Source organism: Clostridium sp. AM46-21 (genome assembly GCF_003480025.1).
Taxonomy (GTDB): Bacteria; Bacillota; Clostridia; order Lachnospirales; family Lachnospiraceae; genus Coprococcus; species Coprococcus ammoniilyticus.
On sequence record NZ_QUIB01000003.1, the window covers coordinates 80,677 to 103,550 of the forward strand.

General features: G+C 38.8%; 23 protein-coding genes and 1 pseudogene. 1 reads left to right on the forward strand and 23 read right to left on the reverse strand.

What is annotated here, in order from left to right:
• Positions 1-26: 26 nt before the first annotated feature.
• From DW959_RS02540 to DW959_RS02550, 3 genes are read right to left on the reverse strand one after another with little or no spacing between them, the layout of a single operon-like run.
• A complete protein-coding gene (locus DW959_RS02540) occupies positions 27-1,070 on the reverse strand; it encodes a HAMP domain-containing sensor histidine kinase (protein WP_005421561.1) in 1,044 nt (347 codons plus the stop codon).
• The gene (locus DW959_RS02545; RefSeq protein WP_005421560.1) at positions 1,070-1,780 is read right to left on the reverse strand and encodes a response regulator transcription factor; all 711 of its coding nucleotides are present in this window, start codon (positions 1,778-1,780) and stop codon (positions 1,070-1,072) included. The genes DW959_RS02540 and DW959_RS02545 overlap by 1 nt, the downstream gene beginning before the upstream one ends.
• A complete protein-coding gene (locus DW959_RS02550) occupies positions 1,759-3,192 on the reverse strand; it encodes a phospholipase D family protein (protein WP_118615310.1) in 1,434 nt (477 codons plus the stop codon). The genes DW959_RS02545 and DW959_RS02550 overlap by 22 nt, the downstream gene beginning before the upstream one ends.
• Positions 3,193-3,462: 270 nt before the next feature.
• Between DW959_RS02550 and DW959_RS02560 the strand changes: the two genes are divergently transcribed.
• Positions 3,463-3,783 carry a hypothetical protein gene (locus DW959_RS02560; protein ID WP_118615312.1) on the forward strand — a complete coding sequence of 107 codons (321 nt, stop codon included), beginning with the start codon at positions 3,463-3,465 and terminating at the stop codon, positions 3,781-3,783.
• Positions 3,784-3,807: 24 nt separating this feature from the next.
• Here DW959_RS02560 and DW959_RS02565 read toward each other — a convergent pair whose 3' ends face one another.
• The 20 genes and pseudogenes from DW959_RS02565 to dcm all read right to left on the reverse strand — a co-directional run bounded on the left by DW959_RS02565 (position 3,808) and on the right by dcm (position 22,628).
• Positions 3,808-4,509, reverse strand: a complete 702-nt coding sequence (locus DW959_RS02565) for a response regulator transcription factor (protein WP_008402109.1) — start codon at positions 4,507-4,509, stop codon at positions 3,808-3,810.
• Positions 4,502-7,194, reverse strand: a pseudogene (locus DW959_RS02570) (sensor histidine kinase KdpD). The gene DW959_RS02565 and the pseudogene DW959_RS02570 overlap by 8 nt, the downstream one beginning before the upstream one ends.
• Before the next feature lie 72 nt (positions 7,195-7,266).
• Positions 7,267-7,485: a hypothetical protein gene (locus DW959_RS02575; protein WP_118615314.1), complete on the reverse strand. Its 219-nt coding sequence runs from the start codon at positions 7,483-7,485 to the stop codon at positions 7,267-7,269.
• A 36-nt stretch (positions 7,486-7,521) separates the two neighbouring features.
• Positions 7,522-8,169: a TrkA family potassium uptake protein gene (locus DW959_RS02580; protein WP_117785753.1), complete on the reverse strand. Its 648-nt coding sequence runs from the start codon at positions 8,167-8,169 to the stop codon at positions 7,522-7,524.
• Positions 8,170-8,179: 10 nt separating this feature from the next.
• Complete coding sequence (locus tag DW959_RS02585; protein WP_118483255.1) at positions 8,180-9,511, reverse strand: TrkH family potassium uptake protein; 1,332 nt, start codon at positions 9,509-9,511, stop codon at positions 8,180-8,182.
• 112 nt (positions 9,512-9,623) lie between these two features.
• Positions 9,624-9,836 (reverse strand): CBS domain-containing protein, encoded by a 213-nt coding sequence (locus tag DW959_RS02590; protein ID WP_147353060.1) that lies wholly within the window; start codon positions 9,834-9,836, stop codon positions 9,624-9,626.
• Between the two features lie 65 nt (positions 9,837-9,901).
• A complete protein-coding gene (locus tag DW959_RS02595; protein WP_182430047.1) occupies positions 9,902-10,231 on the reverse strand; it encodes a hypothetical protein in 330 nt (109 codons plus the stop codon).
• Positions 10,232-10,285: 54 nt separating this feature from the next.
• On the reverse strand, positions 10,286-10,867 hold the full coding sequence (locus DW959_RS14390; RefSeq protein WP_243023306.1) for a ParA family protein: 582 nt from the start codon (positions 10,865-10,867) through the stop codon (positions 10,286-10,288).
• A gap of 69 nt (positions 10,868-10,936) precedes the next feature.
• Entirely contained in the window at positions 10,937-11,440 is a 504-nt protein-coding gene (locus DW959_RS02605) for a hypothetical protein (protein ID WP_118615318.1), read from the reverse strand.
• Between the two features lie 11 nt (positions 11,441-11,451).
• On the reverse strand, positions 11,452-12,519 hold the full coding sequence (locus DW959_RS02610) for a DUF6339 family protein (RefSeq protein WP_118615320.1): 1,068 nt from the start codon (positions 12,517-12,519) through the stop codon (positions 11,452-11,454).
• Positions 12,520-13,404, reverse strand: a complete 885-nt coding sequence (locus DW959_RS02615) for a hypothetical protein (protein WP_118615322.1) — start codon at positions 13,402-13,404, stop codon at positions 12,520-12,522.
• The gene (locus DW959_RS14395) at positions 13,391-13,627 is read right to left on the reverse strand and encodes a hypothetical protein (protein WP_243023307.1); all 237 of its coding nucleotides are present in this window, start codon (positions 13,625-13,627) and stop codon (positions 13,391-13,393) included. The genes DW959_RS02615 and DW959_RS14395 overlap by 14 nt, the downstream gene beginning before the upstream one ends.
• A 65-nt stretch (positions 13,628-13,692) precedes the next feature.
• On the reverse strand, positions 13,693-15,303 hold the full coding sequence (locus DW959_RS02620) for a hypothetical protein (RefSeq protein ID WP_243023309.1): 1,611 nt from the start codon (positions 15,301-15,303) through the stop codon (positions 13,693-13,695).
• Between the two features lie 5 nt (positions 15,304-15,308).
• Positions 15,309-15,533 (reverse strand): hypothetical protein, encoded by a 225-nt coding sequence (locus DW959_RS02625; RefSeq protein ID WP_117688270.1) that lies wholly within the window; start codon positions 15,531-15,533, stop codon positions 15,309-15,311.
• Between the two features lie 159 nt (positions 15,534-15,692).
• Positions 15,693-16,676 carry a recombinase family protein gene (locus tag DW959_RS02630; RefSeq protein ID WP_118615324.1) on the reverse strand — a complete coding sequence of 328 codons (984 nt, stop codon included), beginning with the start codon at positions 16,674-16,676 and terminating at the stop codon, positions 15,693-15,695.
• Between the two features lie 52 nt (positions 16,677-16,728).
• A complete protein-coding gene (locus DW959_RS02635) occupies positions 16,729-18,042 on the reverse strand; it encodes a hypothetical protein (RefSeq protein ID WP_147353061.1) in 1,314 nt (437 codons plus the stop codon).
• Positions 18,029-18,349, reverse strand: coding sequence for a hypothetical protein (locus DW959_RS02640; RefSeq protein ID WP_118615328.1), 321 nt, complete (start codon positions 18,347-18,349; stop codon positions 18,029-18,031). The genes DW959_RS02635 and DW959_RS02640 overlap by 14 nt, the downstream gene beginning before the upstream one ends.
• A gap of 99 nt (positions 18,350-18,448) precedes the next feature.
• Positions 18,449-19,702: a hypothetical protein gene (locus tag DW959_RS02645; RefSeq protein WP_173757489.1), complete on the reverse strand. Its 1,254-nt coding sequence runs from the start codon at positions 19,700-19,702 to the stop codon at positions 18,449-18,451.
• A 130-nt stretch (positions 19,703-19,832) separates the two neighbouring features.
• A complete protein-coding gene (locus DW959_RS02650; RefSeq protein ID WP_118615332.1) occupies positions 19,833-21,350 on the reverse strand; it encodes an AAA family ATPase in 1,518 nt (505 codons plus the stop codon).
• A complete protein-coding gene (gene dcm / locus DW959_RS02655; protein WP_243840111.1) occupies positions 21,351-22,628 on the reverse strand; it encodes a DNA (cytosine-5-)-methyltransferase in 1,278 nt (425 codons plus the stop codon).
• Between the last annotated feature and the right edge of the window lie 246 nt (positions 22,629-22,874).

The window sequence follows — 22,874 nt, forward strand, 5'->3', positions numbered from 1 at the left end:
CTCCTATCTTCTAATTTATCTTAAAACTATATAATCTCATCTTTCTGCTTTGGCAGCTCTATAACAAATCTGCATCCACCATATTCACGATTTTCTGCTTTGATTGTTCCTCCGGCACTGTCTACAATCCGTTTTACAAGTGCAAGACCTAGGCCATTTCCTTCTGCTTTATGAGATCCATCTACCTGATAGAACTTGTCAAATATTCTGGATTTTACATCATCCTCTATTCCTGGTCCTTCATCTTCCAGAATGAACTTAACAGAATCCTGTTCTTGTTTCAGAAACATCGTAATTGTCCCCTTTGAAGGGCTGAACTTAATCGCATTATCCAAAAGATTTATCCAGATATGCATAAAAAGTCCTTCATTCCCAGTATACTTAACTTCCTCCAATTCTACCTGAAAACCAATTTCTTTTTCTGTCCATTTTGTTTCCAATGAAAGAAATGCCTGGCGGATCTGTTCATCCAGACGATATTCTGTTTTTTTCATTGGTATATTCTGATTCTCTAACTTGGATAACAGCAAAATATTACCAACCAATCCGGAAAGCCTTTGGGTGTTAAATAAGATTTTTTCTACATATTCCTCTTGATCCGGAGACAGTTCTTCTCCCTGTAGCAGCATTGTATATCCTTCAATGGCATTAATCGGGGTCTTAAACTCATGAGAAACATTAGATACAAAATCCATCTGCAGCACCTCTGTTGCACGAAGTTCTTTTGTCATAACGTTAAAACTTTGATAAGATTCTCCAACTTCTGCTATACGGCTGTTCGTTTCCAAATGCTGTTCAAAATCTCCCTGAGAAACTTCCTTCATTGCTTTACTAAGTCTGGTAATTGGTTCCAGTAACTTTGCATTGATAAAGGAAGTGATCAGCCCTGCAATCAATGTATTGAAAATCAAAAGCCAGCCAAGCACAGGTATGCTACCCGGCAGATTAAAAAAATGATTCAAAAAAGCAAATAATAAAGCAGATATGACTGTTGAAAATACAAGTGCCAGCCAGATTGCACCAGTCAGACAGGATCGGATCCGCAATCCTTTTTTTTTCTTTTGTTCCATTATTTTTTCACCACCTTGTATCCAATTCCACGCATTGTTACGATTTCAAAATCCGGGTTATCTTTAAAACGCTCTCTGAGTCTTCCTATATGTACCTCTATTGTATGTGGGTCTGCCTCCGTCTCGTACCCCCATACTTCATCCATCAACTGTTGTTTTGTAAATGTTCTGCCTGGCGAAGCTGCAAGCTTATATAAAAGCAGGAATTGTTTTTTAGGTAAAACAAGACTTTCCTTATCAGTTGTAACCGTCATTGCATCATAATCAAACTCTGTTGAACCGATCACAATTTTGTGTTCATTCAATATCTGTGCACGGCGAAGCAGTGCTCCGACTCTTAAAACCATTTCATTCACATTTACCGGTTTTACCATATAATCATCACTTCCCGAAAAAAATCCCTGACGCATATCATCAAAGGAACCTTTCGCAGTGATCATAAGCACTGGTATCTGATATCCTGCTGAACGAAGTTCTGACACCAGTTCATAGCCATCCATAACCGGCATCATAATATCAGAAATGATCAGATCAATATATTCCTTATCCAATACTTCTAATGCCTGTGCTCCATCCGATGCACTTTTGACTTGATATCCATTCTTCTCAAGCACTTTTTGGAATAGCTGGCTTAATTCTTTATCATCTTCTACAATCAATATTTGAAACACGTTTTCCTTCCTCCTTATTAAAACAGATACCTTGCCCATCCAAGCAGATGCTGTACCAAAAATATTTTTCTCTGACGTTTCTTTGTTAATTCGATTGGCTCTACATGATATGGATCATTATAAGTTCCACCTTCTAATATCTGGCGGGACACTTTCTCATATTCCATCATGCCCTCTTCCAACTGTTTATTAATATCTTTACTGCGTATTACAAGCATCAGTTCCGTATCCAAATATGCACTTCTCATGTCCATATTAAAGGAACCTATTACAGACAGATCATCGTCAATCAGAATACTTTTTCCGTGGTATGAATAACCGCCTTCATATTCCCAGATATTAATTCCTGTACTTAAGATTCTATTTCTGTTTTTCGCATAATCGGCAGACCCAAATGGATTCCTATTATTCGCAACTGAATTTGTCATGATAGAAAAATCTGAAACGTTCTCTGCAATCTCCTCCCATGTATTATACATCATATCATTACAGATAATATATGGCGTGTGGATCTTCACACGATTTTTTGCATTTTTCATCAATTCTCCCAACTGATACCACACTACTGGTTCTTTGGAACCTGTGTGAATAGGATTTGACACTAATGTAATCTTTTCTGTCTCAAAAGTTTCGTCCGTATAATCGGTCTCGCAGATTCTTTCCTTATTCTCCTCAAAATATTTCTGATAGCTGTTCTGCAGCTCTAAAACTGCGTTCTTTACAGATTTTCTATTTGCCAGTTTTTTATTGTTATGAAAATAACCACTGTCTTCCTGATTCCATATGGTTTCAAAATACTCTGACAACTGGTTAACTGAATTTTCTTTCTCAGGTTCATCGCAAACCACTAACACGTCTCTGTCATAGTTCTTATGTCCCGGAAAATCACCCAGGAAATAATTGTGTATATTTCTTCCCCCAAGAATATATCTCTTTCCATCTGCAATCAAATATTTATCATGCATTCTACCCATCATTTTCCACGGTTTCAACGGATTGGCCTTATTATACAGTTTAATTTCAACATTCTCATGGGAAGATAATCCATAGAAATACGGATTTCCTTCCATATCAATCCAGCTCTCCATTCCATCTACTAACAGACGAATATGTACACCTCTGTCTGCCGCATCATGCAGTGCTCCTAAAATCAATTTTCCACTTTCATCGGATTGAAATGCAAAAGTAGAAAGAATAATTTCCTTTTTTGCATTCTTGATCAAACGCACTCTTTGTAAAAGCGCTTCTGGATTCTTTTCTATGATTACTGCCCGTTCTGTATTTTCACTGCATTCGTTCCATGACCCATTTTTTGTTTCTTTTTTGGTTGTATTGGACACTTCCGGCTGCTTTTTATATGCAACGCAGATTCCGAGCAATTCATAAAAAGCCACACATAAAAAAATTGTCAGTATAACAAGAAGGATTTTACATATTTTATGCTTTATCATTGTACATCACCTGATTCCTTTTTATTTCATACTTATACAATACAAAGTCAATCTCAATTTAACCTCAACAAAATTTATTTTTCATGCGTCATTTCATCTGTTATGATTAGATATGGAGTCATAAACCAACAATATTTTTCAGCTTTATTTATCATACTGATATAAACTTCTTCTCCTACTTGTATAAACATCAGGATAAAGTTCCCGAAGGTTAATTTTCTTCATTATGTACCTCCATTTCGATTCACGGGTGATTGACGGGTGAATCGAATGGAGGCGGAGACCGACACCGGCAGGCAACCGGGTCACCTCCGAAAAAATGGCAACAAAAAACGCCAGATTTCCGTGAGGGAAAACTGGCGCGCCAAGAACAGCCATTATTATACTGAATTACATGGAACGATAATGCCGATGCAATGTTATACTTGCCCGGAGGAGGAAGGCGGCAGAAATGTTTGGTTTCAACCGCCACGACATCTCAAGCGCAAATCATCGCTGTTAAATAGCAACGGTTTTGTGTTTGGAGTGCTTATTCCTAAAAATCAAAAAATGATTAGGGCAATCCAAAACTCAATCGTCTATTTTTCATAGAGAACACTGGCCGTCCTCATAGCGTTATTCTATTTTCATCATGCGGTAGCCCACACCAATATGTGTTTGAATATATTGTGGAGACTCCTCTGTTGGCTCCAGTTTTTTTCGCAATGTTGCCATAAATACCCGCAGCGAAGCCACATCGTTATCCCAACTGCGGCCCCAGATATTTTGTGTGATAAAGGTATGGGTCAGTACCTTGCCGACATTCTTGGACAGCAGACACAACAGCTTATACTCAATGGGTGTCAGGTGAAGTTCGTTTTCATCCAGATAAGCGCATCCCCCGGCATAATCCACTTTCAACTTACCATTCACAAATACAGAACTGGCAGTAAACATCTCTGCCGTCATCAGAGAGAGTCTTCGCTGCGTCACCCGAAGTCGTGCCAGCAGTTCTTCTACCGAAAAGGGCTTTGTCAAATAATCGTCCGCTCCGGCATCCAGCGCCTTGATTTTATCGTTATCCTCGCTTCGGGCGCTGATTACAATAATCGGAACATTGGACCAAGAGCGAACCGTTTGAATGACTTGAATGCCATCCATATCCGGCAAGCCCAAATCCAGTAAGATGATTTCAGGATTGTGCGATGTGGCCTCCATAATGGCTGCCGAGCCATTAGGTGCTACCACATAACGATAATCATTTGTTTTTAAAGTGGTCGTAATGAGATTTCGTACAGACGGGTCATCCTCAACCACTAATATCAAAGGTTTATTCATGAAGTTCTACCTCCTCTGCAGGTAATGTAAATTTAAAAACAGTGCCATTTGGCTGATTGTCTGATACGGAAATCGTGCCGCCGTGGGCGGTCACAATGGACTTACAGAGGGACAGCCCCAATCCAAGGCTTCTGCGGCTGTCGACCACTTTATTGGCCCCACTATAAAACATATCGAAAATACGGGGTTTCTGCTCATCGGGAATCCCAGGGCCGTTGTCGGAAACGGAAACCGTGACCCATTGCTCTTTTTGATCGGTGTGTATTTCAATTACTGAACCGACAGGGGTATATTTGATGGCGTTGTCAACCAAATTGATAATCACCTGAACGATCAGCTTCGCGTCAATGTGGGCAAGGATAAAGTCTTTACCGCTGGTCACACGAATGGTGTGTTCTTTACTTTTTCTGTTGATGTGCTTCAGCGCTTCAGAAACGACCTCATCCATGAGTTCGATACTCCAAGTTAGATTGACCTGTCCGCCCTCAATTCGTGTGACTGCTAACAAATTTTCAACCAGATTGATTAGCCACATGGAATCGTCATAAATATCAGTAAAGGTCTGCTCCCGTAGTGCATCGTCCATTTTTTTATAATTTGCAAGCAAATTGTCTGCGCTGCCGGAAATCGCTGTCAAAGGCGTCCGAAGATCATGGGAGATTGCCCGCAGCAGGTTGGCACGAAGTTGTTCATTTTGTGCCAGGACAGCCGCTTCCTCCTTCTCCTTGGCATTTTTGATGTTTTCCAGCGCCAATGCGCACTCGCCAAGAATGGAAAGAAGCACGCTATTTTCAAAAGAGTCCAATGGAGTACCGTTCACAGCAATACCAGCTACTCCATATACATTCTGGTTAACCCGAATCGCAAGGTATAAACACTTTGCACTGGATAATGTATCTGTTGTGGCACCGGCGTGTTTATTGTTTCGGAGGCCCAATCGGCGACTGCTTTCTCGTTCTCAGAAATTAAATCTTCCTGAATGCTATTAACAGCACGAAAAACGTTAGGGGTGGCAAGTTCTTTACCATCAGACAGGTAGACGACAATATCTTTTTTCAGCAGCTTCATGAGCTGCCCTGCCGTAGCGGTGATTACCGCATTCTCATCCTGCTCTTTTTGCAGAAGCTGGTTGGTTTCAAAAAGAATCTTTGTACGGTAAGCTGTATGGGCAGATTGTTTCGCATTTTCTTTCAGCCGGGTAGCGAGAGATCCGGAAAGCAGTGTTACTATAAACATAATGGTAAAGGTAATAATATAGTTCGGATCGTCAAAATGGAATGTCAGTCTCGGAGTGGTAAAAAAGAAATTGAAAACCAGCACACTGACAACCGAGGTCAGAATCCCGCACAGTCGGTTGGTTGTGATTACAGCGGTCACAAGTACGCCTAATATATAAACTGCGATAATATTACTCTCCGTGAACCCAAGAGCGTCAAAGCCACAGCCAATCAGTGTAGCTACCAGCAATACAGCTATACTCTTCAGAACATCACGCAGGGGCATCGCATCTACCTGCACCTTACTCTTTTTTTCCTGATAGCTGGTTCCTGTGCTGGCATCCGGTATCACATGAATATCCAGATTAGGTACGCTGGAAATCAGGCGTTCCGTCAAGGTGGGCTTGCTGAAAATATTCTTTCGTGCAATGGTACTTCGTCCAATTACGATTTTTGAGATGCCGGAAAGACGGGCAAATTCCGCAATCTGATAAGGCACGTCATCGCCATAACTTGTCTCAATCGCAGCGCCAAGTTGCTGGGCCAGACGCTTATTATCCTGCAAACGCTTTTTATCATCGTCACTCATCGCCGCTGTATTTGGCGTTTCCACATAAAGAGCGGTAAATGTTCCCCGAAAGGCTCTTGCCATCCTTGCAGCAGTCCGAATAATTTTTGCGTTGGATGGCGACGAGGAAAGACATGCCAGAATGCGCTCGTCTGTATGGTAATCGCCTCGGCTCTGTACTCTGGCGCTTTCCGTCAGCAAGTTCACCCGGTCAGCGCACCGACGGAGGGCGATTTCCCGCAATGCGGTGAGATTTTCCAGCGTGAAAAAATTAACTGTTGCCCGCTGCGCCTGATCTTCCCGGTACACATTTCCACTTGCCAGTCGTTCCAGCAACTCCGCAGGCTCAATATCCACCAGTTCTACCTGATCTGCTTGATCAAAGGTGGAATCCGGAATGCGCTCCCGCACAAGAATTCCGGTGATAGAGGCTACCGTATCGTTGAGACTCTCAATATGTTGGACATTTACAGTCGTATAGACATCAATTCCAGTATTTAGCAGTTCCTGAACATCCTGATACCGCTTCGTGTGCCGACTGCTTTCGGCGTTGGTATGGGCCAACTCATCCACCAGTATGAGCTGGGGATTTCGCTTGAGCGCAGCATCAATATCAAATTCACGAAGGGCCATTCCTTCGTAAGCAACTTGTTTCACAGGAAGCTGCTCCAAGCCGTCCAGAAGTGCCATCGTCTGGGGTCGGGCATGGGGTTCTATGTATCCAGCAACCACATCGATGCCACGCTCCTTAGCCTGATGAGCCGCCTGAAGCATGGCATAGGTCTTTCCGACACCTGCGGCATAACCGAAAAAGATTTTGAGTTTTCCGCTTTTCTTAGTGGATGCATCGTTACGGATCGCACGAAGAAGCTGATCCGAATCTTGTCTTGGCAGTTCCATTTTAACCCTCCTATCTGTCACTCAAGTAAAAGCGATTTCCTTTTTCAATATTATAACACACAACGTCAAAACCTACATCTGCGACTGATCCACGGCAAATTTGTTCAGGCATCCAATGAAAAAATCGACGGCAGGTGATTTTTTGGAATCCCTCCATAGTGCTATTTGTGTGATTTGATTCTGGGTAATCGGCTCAAAATTGTTTTCCAGAAAAACATCCAGTTTATTCATCAGAAAATACCCAAAAATAAATATGGCTGATGTACTTACAAGTAAAATAACATCCTGCATGGATTCACCCCCCAATTCCTTTGATTTTTCTTAAAATCAAGTATGAAAGCACTTTTGCAAATTTCTGTTACTTCCCAACGCCAACATGGTATCTCCTGCTTTCAGCACTGTGTCTGAAGAAATAGATAACTCCAGCTTGCCGCTTTTCTTGATTCCCATAATGTTAATATTAAATTTTTTACGAATATCAAGCTCTCCAATCGAATGGTCCGCCCAATCTTTGGGAATGGGAATCTCAAACATGGCATGATTTTCATCCAGTTCTATGTAATCGAGAATGTGATCCGCACTGTAACGGATTGCTGTCCACTTTGCGAGCTGTTTTTCCGGGTAGACTACTTCATTTGCACCGTTACGCAGCAAAAATTTTTCCTGAACGTCAGTTGCAGCTCTGGAAACTACAAACCTCGCTCCTAATTCACTGAGCAGAGAAGTTGTTTCCAATGAACTTTGAAAGTTGTTGCCGATGGCCACAATGCATACATCATAGTTGCGAACACCGAGAGATTCCAAAAAATCGGCATTCGTACTGTCTCCAATCTGTGCATTGGTAACAAGGGGCAGAACAGCCTCTACACGTTCCTCCGAAGTATCTACCGCCATCACTTGATGACCCAAATGATTTAAGTGCAGGGCAATATGCTTTCCAAATCGCCCCAGACCAATTAGAAGAATTGATTTCATAATGTCTCCTTTATCCTACTGTTATTTTTTCCTTTGGTAGTTTTGAAACTTTCTTTTGTGCACTGGACAAGGCCGCAAAAATTAATGTAAGGCCACCGACTCGTCCAAAAAACATCAGCAGAATCAAAACACTCCGTGAGAGCAGATTCAGTTCCGGCGTAATTCCCAGGGACAGGCCGACTGTACCAACAGCTGAGGCAGTTTCAAAAAGGCAGGTAAGCATGGGAAGTCCTTCGGAAACGCTGATGATAAGGCCACCGGTACAACATAACGTGATATACATAAGTGAAATTGTCGCTGCATTTTTTACGACATCATCATCAATGCGACGTCCAAAGAGGTTGGCATTTTCTCTGCGCCGAAAGGTAGAAATCGCAGTAGTAAGCAAAACAGCAATGGTTGTTGTTTTCAAACCGCCTGCGGTAGACCCGGGACTACCGCCGATCAGCATCAGCGCAATGGTGATAAATTGTCCCGCCTCACTCAAATCAGTTAATTCCACCGTATTAAAGCCAGCTGTTCGTGGTGTTACAGCTTGAAAAAGAGAAGATAAAAGCCGTTCCTTTCGGGTAAGATCAGCAAACTCAAAAAAATAAAAGTACATTGCCGGAACGATCAATAAAACCGCTGTGGTACAAAGAATCACCTTACTCTGCATCCGATATTTGTGCAAATGCAATCGATTTGTTCGAATATCATCCCAAGTCAGAAAGCCAATGCCTCCAAACACAATTAAGAACATAATCGTAAAGTTTATGACTGGATTTGCTGCATAGCTGGTCAGGGAGGAAAAGGGAGTGCGCACACCCAATAGATCAAAGCCTGCGTTACAAAAAGCGGACACGGAATGAAACAGTGCCATCCAAAGTCCCTTTTTCCCGAAATCACGGCAAAACACCGGCGCCATCACGGCTGCACACAGCAGTTCCATCACCAGTGTCACCCTGACGATAAAGCCAGTCAAGCGAACGATTCCCCCTACCTTTGGCGCTGAAATCGCCTCCTGCATGGTACAGCGCTGCATCAAAGAAATCTTCCGACCGGAAATCATTGCAAAAGATGCGGCTATGGTAATAACCCCCATGCCTCCAATCTGAATCAGCAGTAAAATTACAAACTGGCCGAAGGTCGACCAATATGTTGCCGTATCATGTATAATGAGTCCAGTTACACAAACTGCTGAGGTAGAAGTAAACAATGCATCCGAGAAAGGCGTTGCCAGTCCGCTTCGGCTGGAAAACGGCAACATTAAAAGGAAGGTGCCGAAAAGGATCACACCGGAAAACCCGAGGATGATAATTTGAAACGAAGTCAACTTCCTTTTTAACAACACTACTCCCATAACTGCAATCCTCCTTTATACCCCTTTATGTGCCCTTAATTATAAATCAAAGGGAGTAAAGAAAGTAAAAGAGAATGCGCATCTGTATTAAGACCGTCTAAAGATGCAGGACTTATTCTTTTTTATCACGAGCTTGTGCCAGAAATTCAATCAGCCGTTTCCTTGTCAGAATCCCGCATAGAGCATTCCGGCCATCAACGATGGGGACAAAATTCTGATTCAGCATTGAAGTTACAACCTGCTCGGAATCTGCATCTATTTGTAACGCAGGGCAAAAATCTCTGCGAACAATGCTGCCAAGTTGGTATCCCTCCTGTACTTTCAAGTCTGTACCTCCATTCCCTATCGAATCACCATGCCACTTCCTATATAACACTCCTTTAACGTTCACTATAATTGAAATCGGTATTTCCCTCTTCCATGTCCGGTTACGGATACGATTACCTTACTATCAACCAACAGTTTTATCAGCTCGGATGCTCTTGTTGATTTTATCCCGGTAATATCTTCTACAATCGTTCTGCCGAAATATTCTTCTTTTCCACATTTTGAAAACAGTTCAAAAGTGTGATTTATTGTTTTTTCTGAAATCATATCTGAAAAAGCAAGTAATTTGTTTCGAATGTCCGCTTTTTGACTTTCAATGTCCTCTTCTGCATTCTCAATGTCCACTTTTGCACTTTCAAAGTCCGTTTCTTTAAACTTTCCACTAATATGCATGAAAACTGTAATTAAGCCGAATAGCCAGAAATGAAAGAGCCAATGAGCTATGAGTTATCTCACTTGTTTATTCTGCGTCTTAGCGTCTGGCTCTTTGATGGTTTTAGATAATATAGCTCTAATTGCCCCTTTGGCGTGAATACGAACTACACTAACCTCATCGTGCGTTGCTATATATTCTAATTTTTCTAAATATGGTCGCACAAGCTCAGGCGTTCGTTTTCCTAACACCCGAAACATCTCTGGTGCTTCTATTCGGACTCTTTCGTTTGGGTCATGCTTGAATATACTCACACCCTCTGCGGAAGTCTCTGCCGCTCTCACAGAATGTGGGATAACCGCACCAAACACACGGACATTTTTGCCATAGATTTCTTCCACCATGGACTTGATTTCCTTTGCGTAATTGGTACGTCCAACCATCTTTGTGAAAACGATTCCCTCTATCCCAAGATTCGGATTCAGATATTTCTTTGTCCTGCCAAGGGTAGTGATAAGCTGTTGCAACCCCTTTACGGAAAGGTACGCTGCTTCTATCGGTATGATGACCGAATCAGCCGCAGTCAGGGCATTCATTGTCACCATGCCAAGGCTGGAATTGCAGTCAATCAGGATATAGTCATACAAGTTTCTCACACTTGTTACGTACACACCTTTTAACGATAGGTCAAAGCTATCGTTAAAAGGTGTAAATGCTAGATATTCCTATTTTTTTAATTTAGGAAGATTAATGCCTTTCACATTTACTCCTAAAATAACTGCTCCCAATAAAAGAGCACCTGCTGTTAACTGAGTTCCATATTTAACAAGATTATCTATAAACTGCTTATTTTCAGTATCTTTTGCAGATATACGATCTGCAACCTCAAGCATTTTCTCTGTTATACGATTTCTTTCCTCAGGAGTAAGTTCCTCTTTTTTTAATACTTCCCCTAAATCATCAAGAATTTTGCGGTATGCCAGGATTGCATCCTTTTGACTATCCTTATTATTCTCCAGTGCTGCATCACATACATTTTTAAACTGCTCTACCATTTTTCTGCTAGACTCAGCATAAGCTGGAAACTGATTAATAATGCTTATTGCAACATCTTTATCCATATTAGGGATTAAAGAAGCAAATTCCATGATTTTTTCTTTTGATAGATTCCTAAATGAATCAATTTGCAAAGCATCTTTTACTTGCTGCTCAGTTATCATTTTAGCCATTCATATCTCCTTTACTTTTGAATTGCTTCTATAATATATGTCTTTCCTTGGAAAGGAACCTCATCTCCAATCCAGCAGCCTAAAAGGCTTTTTGCCAATGGCGGAATCTTTGTGGAATTCGGAAGATAATTTACCAGTATCGTTTTTGCTTCATCGGTTTCCTTAATACGAACATTGACTTTTTGACCAATAACTATATACTCTTCTTCAACACTATCTTCAGAGTTTTCTTCTTCTGATATGTCATTGCCATCAACATCCATATCTTCATACTCTTCAGATTCCTCTTCAATCTCTACACCCTGCTCATCACCTTGTAAAATACCATAAATATTATCAATGAGCATATCGGCAATCTCATCCTCATCAAGACAATCTAAAACAACTCCACCGCCTACTGCATTCAAGAATTGCAATGATGGTCTTATATGTTCCTTGAGGGAAAGCTGTGTGTTTTCCTCTTTGAAGTTTTTGAATGCTTTAACGATACCATTCAAAATAACCGGATTCGCAGAGAAATTATTACTGTAAAAAATATCGGAAATTTTACTACTAATATCGTTACTACCTATAATATCCAATTTTTCAAATGGATTTGTTACATTGCTTGGATCATAGGTATTTCTTCCAACCCACCAACACTTGGCTATGGAATTTCTAAATAATCCGGCTCTTGTACCACCAGAAAAGAAAAATCTCGATTTTATATTTGATACAGCCTCCTTCTGAGTTTTAGGTGATTTTGTATCATAATCCCATCTTTTTCTAAGGTAATCGTAATAAACCGAATGGCATAGACCCGCCCACAGTCTTTCATCACAAGCCTGTGACTCTGTCAAAAATGACAAGTGTTGATATATAATCTTACAGTTTGCAAACTCAACTTCACCTTTTGACATATCAGAATCAATCGGTGCCAACTGGAAATCTTGTATCTCCTTAAATTCGACAAATGGATCTCCTCCACAGACCTTCCAAAGCCATTTATTATCCTTTTCCGTGAAATACATGTTGTAAACCATATCGAGGTTTGATTTAAGGATGTCCAGTGCTTCTTTTTTCATAAAATATAATTTCATTCAGGCATCCTCCTCTTCCTCACCAGTTTCAAACAAATCTGCAAATTTTCTCAATGCAGCATTCAACGGTAATTCCATTGCTTCCTGTGCTAACTGCACAGAAGTCTTATCAGAATATAACAGCTCATTTTCCAAGTCTACTCCACGTTTCTCATAGGCCTTTGATAAAGAAATATACCAATTTGTACCTGCGTAATTTTCAATACCATTCTCCTGCTTTAATTCTTCAAAAACATATACCAAAGCAGGGAAAACCATCATGGAGTTCAATATTGGTTGGAATTCTTCTTTGTCACAGAACCGAGAATAAATCTCATACTCCTCTAATCCCAAACCAATACCAATTTGAGCAGTTGACAGTTCCACCTCCATAGGCTTTGACTCCGTTGTTAATCGCTTATACACCTTAAAAATAGAACTTGCATTGTTAAATTCCTCGTAATTCTTTACAATATCAATTGCAGGTATATTTTTATATGCAAGAATACTTCCCCTTGCAAGTTCAAATGACAGACCTTGATAGTCCTCGTTCCAATTAGAGTTCACAAAATGATTAACATCTTTTTTTGTCACTATTAAAACGATAATTTCTATTCTTCCGTTGATTCTTCCAATCGAAATTTCTTTACTTACGTGATTTGAAATATCATGAATCGTAGTTCTATATGATGTGTTTGCACATTCAATATGAACCACGTATTCAGCATCACCTTCCAGAATCATTTTCTGAAGTTCTTTGTTATCCATTTCTATATCGAAATCAAACAACAGATTATTAACACCATTCATTTTATACTGCACATCTGCATCAAAGACAGAATCATTGTAATCATCTCTTTCTTCGCTTAGAACTGGATATGTATATAATCTTTTAGTTATGTTCATATACATTCACCTCCATCGCATAATCCCGGTTATCAAGCAAAGCGATTTCAAACTGGACTTTTTCGTTTCCCTTCATACTAGAAAAACTTACACCTTCCGAACTCTTCTTTATTCCTGTGCACCCCATCAACTCTGATGCGGAATGGATGGCCAGTCGATTTGATTTACCATTTTCACCAACTGTAACAATCTCAACATGCCCTGCACGAATATCTCGTGGCAAAATAAAGGAAACTCTATAGGTAGTTCTTGAAGTTTTTATAACTCTAACATTCTTAAGTTCTTGGTTTATATCTCCACCATATCTTTTATGTACGGTATCATGTCCACCTTGTTCCGCTCTTCCTTTATGAGAATCCTTTTACTCCTATGTCTAGTTCCACCTAAATTTCGAGTCGTTGGATCGCCTCCATCAGAACCGATGGTTCCTTCCGTATCCGTGTTTTTCGACTTTCCATTTCCATCACTTCCGTAAAATAAACCCTTTGGCTTTGTTTTTGATGTTCGGGGCTGAATTGTAATGGAACCAATCGTATCTTGAAGACTTTCTTTATTGCTATCATCTCCACGCTGATTAGTCTTATCTGATTCCTTCTGAAGAACACCAGCCAAACCTGCAACTTCAATTTCATCGTCACTGGAATGTTCGCCCAACGTTTGAATACAGTCTCTTATCCAATCCTTTAGCTCATTGTTATATTCTTTTGCAAGCGGCACATTTGTTGAATGTCTGCTTGGCAACCACTTATCATGTGCTGGCGTTTCCATTTCTCTAAAGAATTCATTAAGCTCTTTACCTTCCATTTCAAGCACACCAGAAAATGAAATAATTCTCGACATATTACCCAATGCAAATAATTTCATTCCGGAAGATCTAGTGATGAGAATTTTTCTATTTAATTTCTCCGAAGGATCGACTAGAACGCTAAGTTTTAGAGTTCCCATCCCGTGAAAGTCCTTTTTGAACACTTTTGTTTCAGGTCGAACAAGCACTTGGTAGTACCAATATGCATTCTTTATTTTTGTATTATAAGTACTGAGATATCCTGCAAGCGTAGAATTATCGATGGTTTTATTGTCAACTGTAACACTTAATAAATTCTTGTGAATAGACATTAAGAAATTTTCTAGAACCTCGTTAATTACATCGCTATTCCATTCATGTCCTGCATTAAATCCGTACACAAAAACATCTGTACCAATCTCAGATCTCTGATATAATTTTTCTAACTCACTGATAGAATCAACAGGTAAATTACCTTCCGGATTTCCGTAGTAACCAATTCCAGTTGTCATCGTATTCATACTATTGCTTAAATCTTCTGGAAAGGATATAAAGCGTGACATTCCCTGTGCAGCAGTCTCTTGATCTTCATTTAGAGTTCTATAAAAGACTAATCTATAATCCGAATTTGTAAATGGTGCGTTCTTTCCTATTCCAAATGCTCCGGCTTTATCACCCGTTTTTGTCGCACCACCATCGAGTTTTGTCAATGCATTCCAGCCTTCGTCACTATCCTCATACGGATGGCTAAGTCCAGTTGTGTTGAAATCGCTAATTCGTAAAACAACTGTAGTAGGCTTCTTAATTGCATTTAATGCCTTTGTCAGTACCTTAATGGTCTTTTCACTATTCTTTTTCGACCAATAATCATAAGCCTTCTGAATTTTAGAAGCGTACTGCTCATATCCAGGAATATCAGAAGAAGGAATTCTATACTGTTCAAAATCAACTTTGATGGTCGCATTACTGCCTTCCACCGCTGCATCTAATGAGTTTTGACAAATTTCTCTTGCAAGCGACTGTATCTCTGTTCCTGTAAAGGTTTCAATGCCTGCGTCCGATACTCCACGCACTTGTCCAAATCCATTATGCGGAAATTTCCATTCAATAGTCATCTAAATCACCTCAACGTAAATTTGCTTTCTTTATTGCTATTATCCTGATACTTGCTTTTGCAAGTTTTTAATTCTGATTCTAGTGCAGAGAAAATCTTTTTTACGTCTTCATCAGTGTATTCATATGTTGCGGTATTAGAGCAGTTACTTAAAAGTCGAATCATATCAATAATTTTATTTGTTCTAGCTTCAGCAACTCTTATAAATTTATCATGCTTAGATTCAGCCATAATTTTTCTCCTTATCGTACATTTTTATTTTATTATACATATTTCGACTATGTATGTCAATATATCACAATTATTTTTAAATTATTATTCATATAATTTTATTATTTGCAAATTAAAACGTCCAGACTTCCGTCTGGACGCTACTAATTTCTTTATATTTTATCTTAAAACATTGATTTCCATCTTTGCCTTAAAGCAGACCACAAACTTATCGTCATAAATCTTTATCTGATCGATGTACTTCCTAACTAGCTTATCATCATACTCGGTTATCCGCGTATCCTGCGTTTTAACATAGGCAGCAAGTTCATTGATTCGTTGTCTGGTGCCTTCGGTCTGAGCATGCTTTACCAAAAGCAGCTGTTTGTTCTGCCTAAGTTCTTCCATTTCATTGGCACATTTCGAATAGTCTTTTTTGCCGTGTACCAATTCCAAGAGTTCCTTCTGCTTTTCTGCAATGGTCTTGTTAATTTTCTCAATTTCATCAGAATTATCTTGGCTGATAACTTCCAGAATATTCTCTTCCAATATAGCTATCACATCCTTGGAACTTTCCAATACAGCATTCATGGCATCGATAACTGCCTGTTGAAGTTCTTCCTCCGGCACTGTCGGCGCTGTGCAACCCGATGGTCCATTTTCCACTCTTGTGCAGCATCGCCATACTATTGATTTTTTACCCCTGTTATTCCAAGCCACTCGCCTATAAATATCCCCGCATTTCATGCAAGTGCAAATACTTGAGAGTGCATATCGACTGGAATAAATCCTTCGCTTCTGCCCATCTCTCCCACTTGTCATATTGGCTCGTCTTAGCATTTCCTCTTGAACCTGTGTAAAAACATCCCTCGGTATGATTGCTTCCTGACTGTTTTTTACATAATACTGAGGAACCGTTCCATCATTTTTAATTCTTGTTTTTTCGATAAAATCTGTTGTGATGGTCTTCTGCAAAAGGGCATCACCGATGTATTTCTCATTCGAAAGAATTCCTCGAACCGTACTCTGATGCCATTTGTAACGTTTCCCTCCGGTTTTTATATGGTCCCGTTCCAGTCCCATTGCGATATCTCTAAAGCTTGCCCCTTCCAAATACTCTCGGAAGATACGCTTCACAACCTTCGCTTCTTTCTTATCAACGATTAGGTTTCCTTTTGCATCCTTCGTGTATGGTCATTATCACAGTCCATAACCTCTACATCAGAGGAGATAGTAGACCGAATCTTCCCTGGCCTTCCACTCTCGAAAAATGAATTAAGTTGGCGTCTTCATAATCAATGTTCGGTATTTCATTTTCAAGAACAATAGTCTGTCTATCATTTCTGTGATCTACAAAATATTTAAAAAGGCCATTTCTCATTCCGCTACTGGTTTTTTGAGTACCAATATTTTCTTCTTTTTCTTTTAAACTCAAAATCGGGGAATCTAAAAGCAAAAACTGTAATTGATGCCGACCTTCCTTTTCAAGCCACTCTTGGATTTTTTGCAAAAGCAACCTGGAGGTTTCTTCATCAATAGATAAATCAGCCTCTCTTAAATCTTTGATTTTCAAGAAGATTTTCTCTACCTCAAATTCAGCTGCCTCTATACATGATTCCGATTTATCTTTTTGCAATTCACCATTGCAGAATGGACATACAGAAATTTTAGGAATACTGTCACGATGTAAGTCACCCTCTGCAATAAAAGTCAATCGCCTTATGTCTGACTCATACTGCGTCCTCAAAGATGCATACCGATCTTTTAACATCTTACTTTCGGCAATCTTATCATCAATATCTATGATTAGTGTAGTCAACTCTTGATTCTTACTGATCGCTTCGTCAAGCGAACTTTCTGCTGCTTCAATGTCTTGCAATAAATCGTTTATTTCGAGTTCAATTTCTGCAGCACTACGTTGGTCAGTCTGATCTTTTAAACGAATAAAATCTTGCTCCGCTAATGCACTTAAGCTCCTGTCATACATCATCTGTACGGCTGATTTTCTTGCTGTGATAATTTTATCATCATCACCATCTTTAGAAGGTTTCTCTGTACTAATTTCATCCTTAAAGTACAATAATGAGGAGATCACGTCTACCGGAATATTATTTGTGTATCCAATCTGTTTTTTGAGTACGCTATTTCCAGATGTGATTCGGTCTTCATTTACCAAAAGTACATGTGCAAATGTCCTGAACTTTAACGCCTGTACAGAGCCATTTGCATATTGATGAATGAATATCCCCTCATCATCAATCCCCATCAGCTTAAGCCATACACTGCTAATGGAACCTTTTTTCTTAGTTGGATTTCCTACAGTATATGTTCCAGATTCAACTTTTTCAGATCTACTTGAGATATTAATATCTGATGAGTCTATTTCTCTTGATAAAACAATTTCATCTCCATCAAGATCAATAAGCATTGACACTACTTGTATCTTCAACTTTGGATCGGCAAGTCTGTGATATGACTCGCTTTCTAAGTTCTTATTACCACTTTTATTATATCCTTTACATCCCATCATACATTTCATCGGCAATTGCATCGCTTAATACCGGAACTACTGATGAGTTGAAATATGCAATGATCTTCGTGAGCATTTCATTCTTCCCAACAGCTGCCTGTATTTCCTTAGGAATTGTTTTATATCCGTTTCCCCAGGCACTTGCGTTAACATTATCCACATCGTATGGATTTAATTTCTCGTCAAGAATAGTCTTTTCTTCAAATATTGGATAAAAAAGCAATCTGGCAACATCCGTAAACCCGTTGTCTGTAACACCGAGTTTAAATGCTTCATAATACGATTTGTAATTAAGTATTATCTTCAACCAGATCACCTCCTTATATAGTCAAGTGTTAATTGTTGAAATTTCAAAGAAATATATCCTTGCATAACTCACTGATCAAGCCTTAGTTTAGCTCATTCTCTACAAATGCTGTATATCCTGTATTGTATATACAACATTATTTGCAAACTCATGAATCGATTGCAGAAATTTTTCACCACTCTCATCACCTATATTTACAAAACAAGCATATATTAAGGATGGATTGAAAATTTCGGAATTTAACGAGAGTGTTTCCGTTCTTCTATTGGTGAACGATGGGTATAGCAACAATGCTTTTTCACTATGAAGCAATTTTGCATACATCATAATCTGGTAGATATCTGCATTTTTAAATTGTCCATATGCTTTATTTTTTACATCCAATACAGCATAAGCCGATGGCATATAGTCAAATGCTTCATCTTCCTCTTTATACCTATATATGATGTCCGGTTGATATTCTCTTCCGGAATATACGCCAGTACTACCTATTACATCTGCAAATCTTTTCTTAGCTGACCACGTTGTAAATTCACGTTTTTCTGGGATTTCTTTAAGGACTTTAGCCACAAAATCTTCAAACAGCCTATCAAAGTTAATCAAAAAACTGTCAGTTCCAACGGAAGACCCCTTATCACTGTATGTTAATTGATCAATAATCATTGCTGCATACGTTAAAGTTCTCCTATATCTAGCAGTATTGGAATTAAAAGTTATTTCTTGAAGTAAAGCACTGCCATTTTGAACATTTCTGTCCGCTCCGTAAAAATACATTTCCAACTGTGCCGCGTCTGAGAAATATTCGTCCGTATGTTTTAATTTTTCTAATGCAGATAGTATCAGCGAATTAATATTATTCTTAATCGACAATTTTGATACTCTACTCATAACTGGTTTCCCTTTACCAGTAAGTACATTCGTATAAGTTCGAGTATAATTAACTTTACCCTGCAACGACTCGCTTCTAATATCTGTCTTTTGATAAGAACGTATAATTCCCTCTTGAATATTTCTTTTGAGATTCTTAATAAACATTGATGCAACATCAGCACTTGTTTCAGACTCAGAAACATCCAAAATCGCTGCACTATCAGTTGGTCTGTACCCATACACATAAAGATAAATTCGTATAATGTGTTCAAATCCAATTTCGTGATACTTAGGATTCAAAGATATAATTCTTGTTGGAGTTGTTATATAACCAACATACGACTTACTTAAAGGAAGGATATTGTTCAGTTTTTCTTCTCTGGTCCAGCTAATCGCATACTTTTTAGTGAACTCTTCAAAAAAAGCAATTTCTTCTGGTTGAACAGTAATAATGTTTTGTTCAGCAGACTCCATTATTTCCATAGCACATCTCCTCATTCTCCAAATTCAGCAGAGAATGAAGCCATGAAATCATCTAAATCTTGTATTCCATCGGACAGGTTTTCTCCGACAATTGATCCAATGGCACTCGCATTATTAAAGCTGTATTCTCTTAATGTTGGTAACAAGACAAAATTAAACTGGTTTTTAAAATCATTGGCTTCCCAAATATATTTACCCGACTCATCTGCCTCGGGATAAAATAGGACTGGCCTAAAATAAGCTCTGGGTCTTTTAAAGTGTCAATAATTCTCTGATTAATCTGTTTTAAAATATTTCCCAAATCAAAGTCTTGGAATACAACTTCCTCTGATAAGAAGTCATAGTTTGGCAAAAGAGGTACGAATGCAAATCTTCTTCTTATAGCTAAATCCAAGAAAGCAATATTTCTATCACTTGTATTCATTGTTGCCACAATGTACAAGTTGCGTGGAATTGAGAGCGTTCCTACATCTTCATATTCTTTTGACAAACTCGCCTCATAATTTCTGTCCAAAGCAAGTATTGATTCTCCAAATATTTCTGCAATATTTCCACGGTTCAATTCGTCAATCACCAGCAAATATTTATTTGATTTATTCGGATCACTCTTGACCTTCTCAATATATTTTAAGAACACTCCTTGTTTAGTAGTGACGTATGTTCCTCCAACTTCTGATTTAAGAACTTCAGCACCAATAAAATCTTCATATGAATAATTTGCATGAAACTGTATCGTTAAGCTATCAACAAATTTCCCACTTTCTGTAAGATTTTTTGTATATCTTGATTTTCCGACACCTGGCACTCCAGTTAACACAATTTGTTCCTTATTCATCAGAATATCATATATATCGCTGTCGCTAGGATTATCTCCATTTAATGCCAAGTAATGTGCCACCGTATCCTTATCATAGATACTAACCTGGGCGTCTTCAGGTGCTGAAATCACATTAACTTCAGGCATCTTTGTTGCGTCAAAATCAAACTGCTCTCTTACTTCCTGCCCCGTAATACTGTCTGCATCGGGAATTAAACGACAATTTGAGAGGTCATCCTCGAACAACCAAAGGAAATCATTCTTTGTTATTTTAAAATACTTCTTGATTGCTTTATCCAATACTCTTGAAAACTGCTTCTCATTTGGTATTGAATCAAACTCAAATGAGCTAAAGCGGAAAATCCAAGCTGCTAATTTGGATAATGATATTTTTTGACCCTTTAAATATTTGTCATCAATCAAATCCTTATAATTACTTCTAAGGGTAAGTTTTGAATCCACATCGTTAAAAATAGTCACATTAATATTCTTCTTTTCAACGGTATCTTTCATTCTTCCTGGAATTTTATTAAATTCAGTTCCTGGTTGATAAAAGGCCAACTTTCTAAAGGCAGTTGGGAACATAACTCCTTTTGAACTACACATTTCTCCAGAATCAAATAATCCACCAAGCAACCATAAAGAATTTAACTCTTCCTTCTTTTGCTCAGAAGTTAAAGCACTGTTTAAGAATGTTACAGGGTAAGAAGCACTCACTCCCATATGCTTAGCCATTAAAAACAAGAACAGCATATCATCGGTATCAAATCCTGCATTTTTAAAGTATTCTATTGATTCACTAACCTGGTCTTTTTTTATGTAATAATTCATTTATTTTTCCTCCTCAAAAGCTTGCTCGTAAATAGCATTTGCTATTACCTCTGCAAGATGACAAGGTACAGCATTTCCTATTACTTTATACATTGCTACTATATTTTTAGTTGTATTATCAATAAATTTAAAGTCATCCGGGAACGTTTGAATTCGTGCAATTTCTCGAATTGTATATCGTCGATTCTCTGTTGGATGTGTTATTCCACAGTTTTCCGGCTGAGCAGATGCTGTAATCGTTCCGTTTATTTCATCTCTACTAAAGCGTCTATAAAAATTTGGAGCATGATATCTTTTCATATCATCTCTAATTCTTTTGAATCTCGGGGAAAGGTTCTCATATGGAATGCTCTTCCATGAACCTCCTTCTGGAATCTGATCAACCATATTTTGTGCTTGAGGAGAATATGGCCAAAATGTCTGATTTGGTACATCTGCAGGAATGTCCAAAATATGTCGTAACGTTAGCTTACTTTTATCGCTCTGAACAGGTGGAAATTCAAATGTCTTTCCAAGATCTTTTCTCAAAGCTACTAGTATCATACGTTCTCTGTTTTGTGGAACTCCATAATCTGATGCATTTACAACCTTGTAATTGACGAAATAGCCCAGTCTTTCTAAGTCCTCCTTAATTACATCAATTAATTTTTTTCCGCTCTGGTGTTTGGAAGACATCAAACCTTTAACATTTTCAAATAATACTGCTCGTGGTTGCTTATGTTCTATAATTCTCAAACACTCGAGATACAATTCACCTCTCTCGTCATAAACACCCCTACGATTGCCGGCGTTTGAAAATGGCTGACATGGAAATCCAGCAGTTAGAATGTCGCAATCCGGAATATCATCTACAGGTACTGTAGTTATATCTCTTCCATCAATTTCGCCTAGATTGAGTCTAAATACCGCTTGGGCATCTTTATCAAAGTCATTTGCCCATACTCTAGAATAGCCTGCATCTTCAAATCCTTTGTCCATTCCACCGCAGCCAGAAAACAATGACACCAGTCTTGGTGAATATGTTTTATGATCAAACCGAGTCACCGTTTCCTCACTTTCCGTTTCCTTTACTGAATCCAGTCCTTTTAATTCCACCACAGCATCCAAATCACACTGAAGGGTTTCACATATTTTAAGTAAGGTTGACATACTTACATTCTTATCCTTTCCCATATTCGCAATGGCATTTGTTGATAGTTTTGCCATTGTTCTAAGATCTTCTTTAGACATTCCCTTTTCCAAAAGTGTATGCCATAAAGGCTTATAACTAATTTGCATTTATCCACTCCTTAATCTACTCTTCCGGCAATTTAATTCTAGTCAAACTTAGTCATAATATTATATCACGAAATTTGAGTTTTATCAAGATGTCCTATCGTTTTGCAATTCCGTGGATATCTATATCCTGTACGCCAACATAAGGTTGAATACATAATGAACCCCTCTAGGGTTCAAATCTTTGTTATCCATTCCCTAGTGTCAACCCGACCGAGTAGACCAATTCCCACTCGACTATTTTCGAGC

Coding starts and splice junctions, on each gene's coding strand:
- DW959_RS02580 (WP_117785753.1), bottom strand. CDS start 8,169: ATGAAATCAATTCTTCTAATTGGTCTGGGGCGATTTGGAAAGCATATT.
- DW959_RS02650 (WP_118615332.1), bottom strand. CDS start 21,350: ATGAATTATTACATAAAAAAAGACCAGGTTAGTGAATCAATAGAATAC.
- DW959_RS02615 (WP_118615322.1), bottom strand. CDS start 13,404: ATGAACATAACTAAAAGATTATATACATATCCAGTTCTAAGCGAAGAA.
- DW959_RS02635 (WP_147353061.1), bottom strand. CDS start 18,042: ATGATGGGATGTAAAGGATATAATAAAAGTGGTAATAAGAACTTAGAA.
- DW959_RS02625 (WP_117688270.1), bottom strand. CDS start 15,533: ATGGCTGAATCTAAGCATGATAAATTTATAAGAGTTGCTGAAGCTAGA.
- DW959_RS02545 (WP_005421560.1), bottom strand. CDS start 1,780: ATGGGCAAGGTATCTGTTTTAATAAGGAGGAAGGAAAACGTGTTTCAA.
- DW959_RS02575 (WP_118615314.1), bottom strand. CDS start 7,485: ATGCAGGATGTTATTTTACTTGTAAGTACATCAGCCATATTTATTTTT.
- DW959_RS02605 (WP_118615318.1), bottom strand. CDS start 11,440: ATGGCTAAAATGATAACTGAGCAGCAAGTAAAAGATGCTTTGCAAATT.
- DW959_RS02595 (WP_182430047.1), bottom strand. CDS start 10,231: ATGCATATTAGTGGAAAGTTTAAAGAAACGGACTTTGAAAGTGCAAAA.
- DW959_RS02585 (WP_118483255.1), bottom strand. CDS start 9,511: ATGGGAGTAGTGTTGTTAAAAAGGAAGTTGACTTCGTTTCAAATTATC.
- dcm (WP_243840111.1), bottom strand. CDS start 22,628: ATGCAAATTAGTTATAAGCCTTTATGGCATACACTTTTGGAAAAGGGA.
- DW959_RS02540 (WP_005421561.1), bottom strand. CDS start 1,070: ATGGAACAAAAGAAAAAAAAAGGATTGCGGATCCGATCCTGTCTGACT.
- DW959_RS02550 (WP_118615310.1), bottom strand. CDS start 3,192: ATGATAAAGCATAAAATATGTAAAATCCTTCTTGTTATACTGACAATT.
- DW959_RS02620 (WP_243023309.1), bottom strand. CDS start 15,303: ATGACTATTGAATGGAAATTTCCGCATAATGGATTTGGACAAGTGCGT.
- DW959_RS02560 (WP_118615312.1), top strand. CDS start 3,463: ATGGAGGCGGAGACCGACACCGGCAGGCAACCGGGTCACCTCCGAAAA.
- DW959_RS02565 (WP_008402109.1), bottom strand. CDS start 4,509: ATGAATAAACCTTTGATATTAGTGGTTGAGGATGACCCGTCTGTACGA.
- DW959_RS02610 (WP_118615320.1), bottom strand. CDS start 12,519: ATGAAATTATATTTTATGAAAAAAGAAGCACTGGACATCCTTAAATCA.
- DW959_RS02645 (WP_173757489.1), bottom strand. CDS start 19,702: ATGGAAATAATGGAGTCTGCTGAACAAAACATTATTACTGTTCAACCA.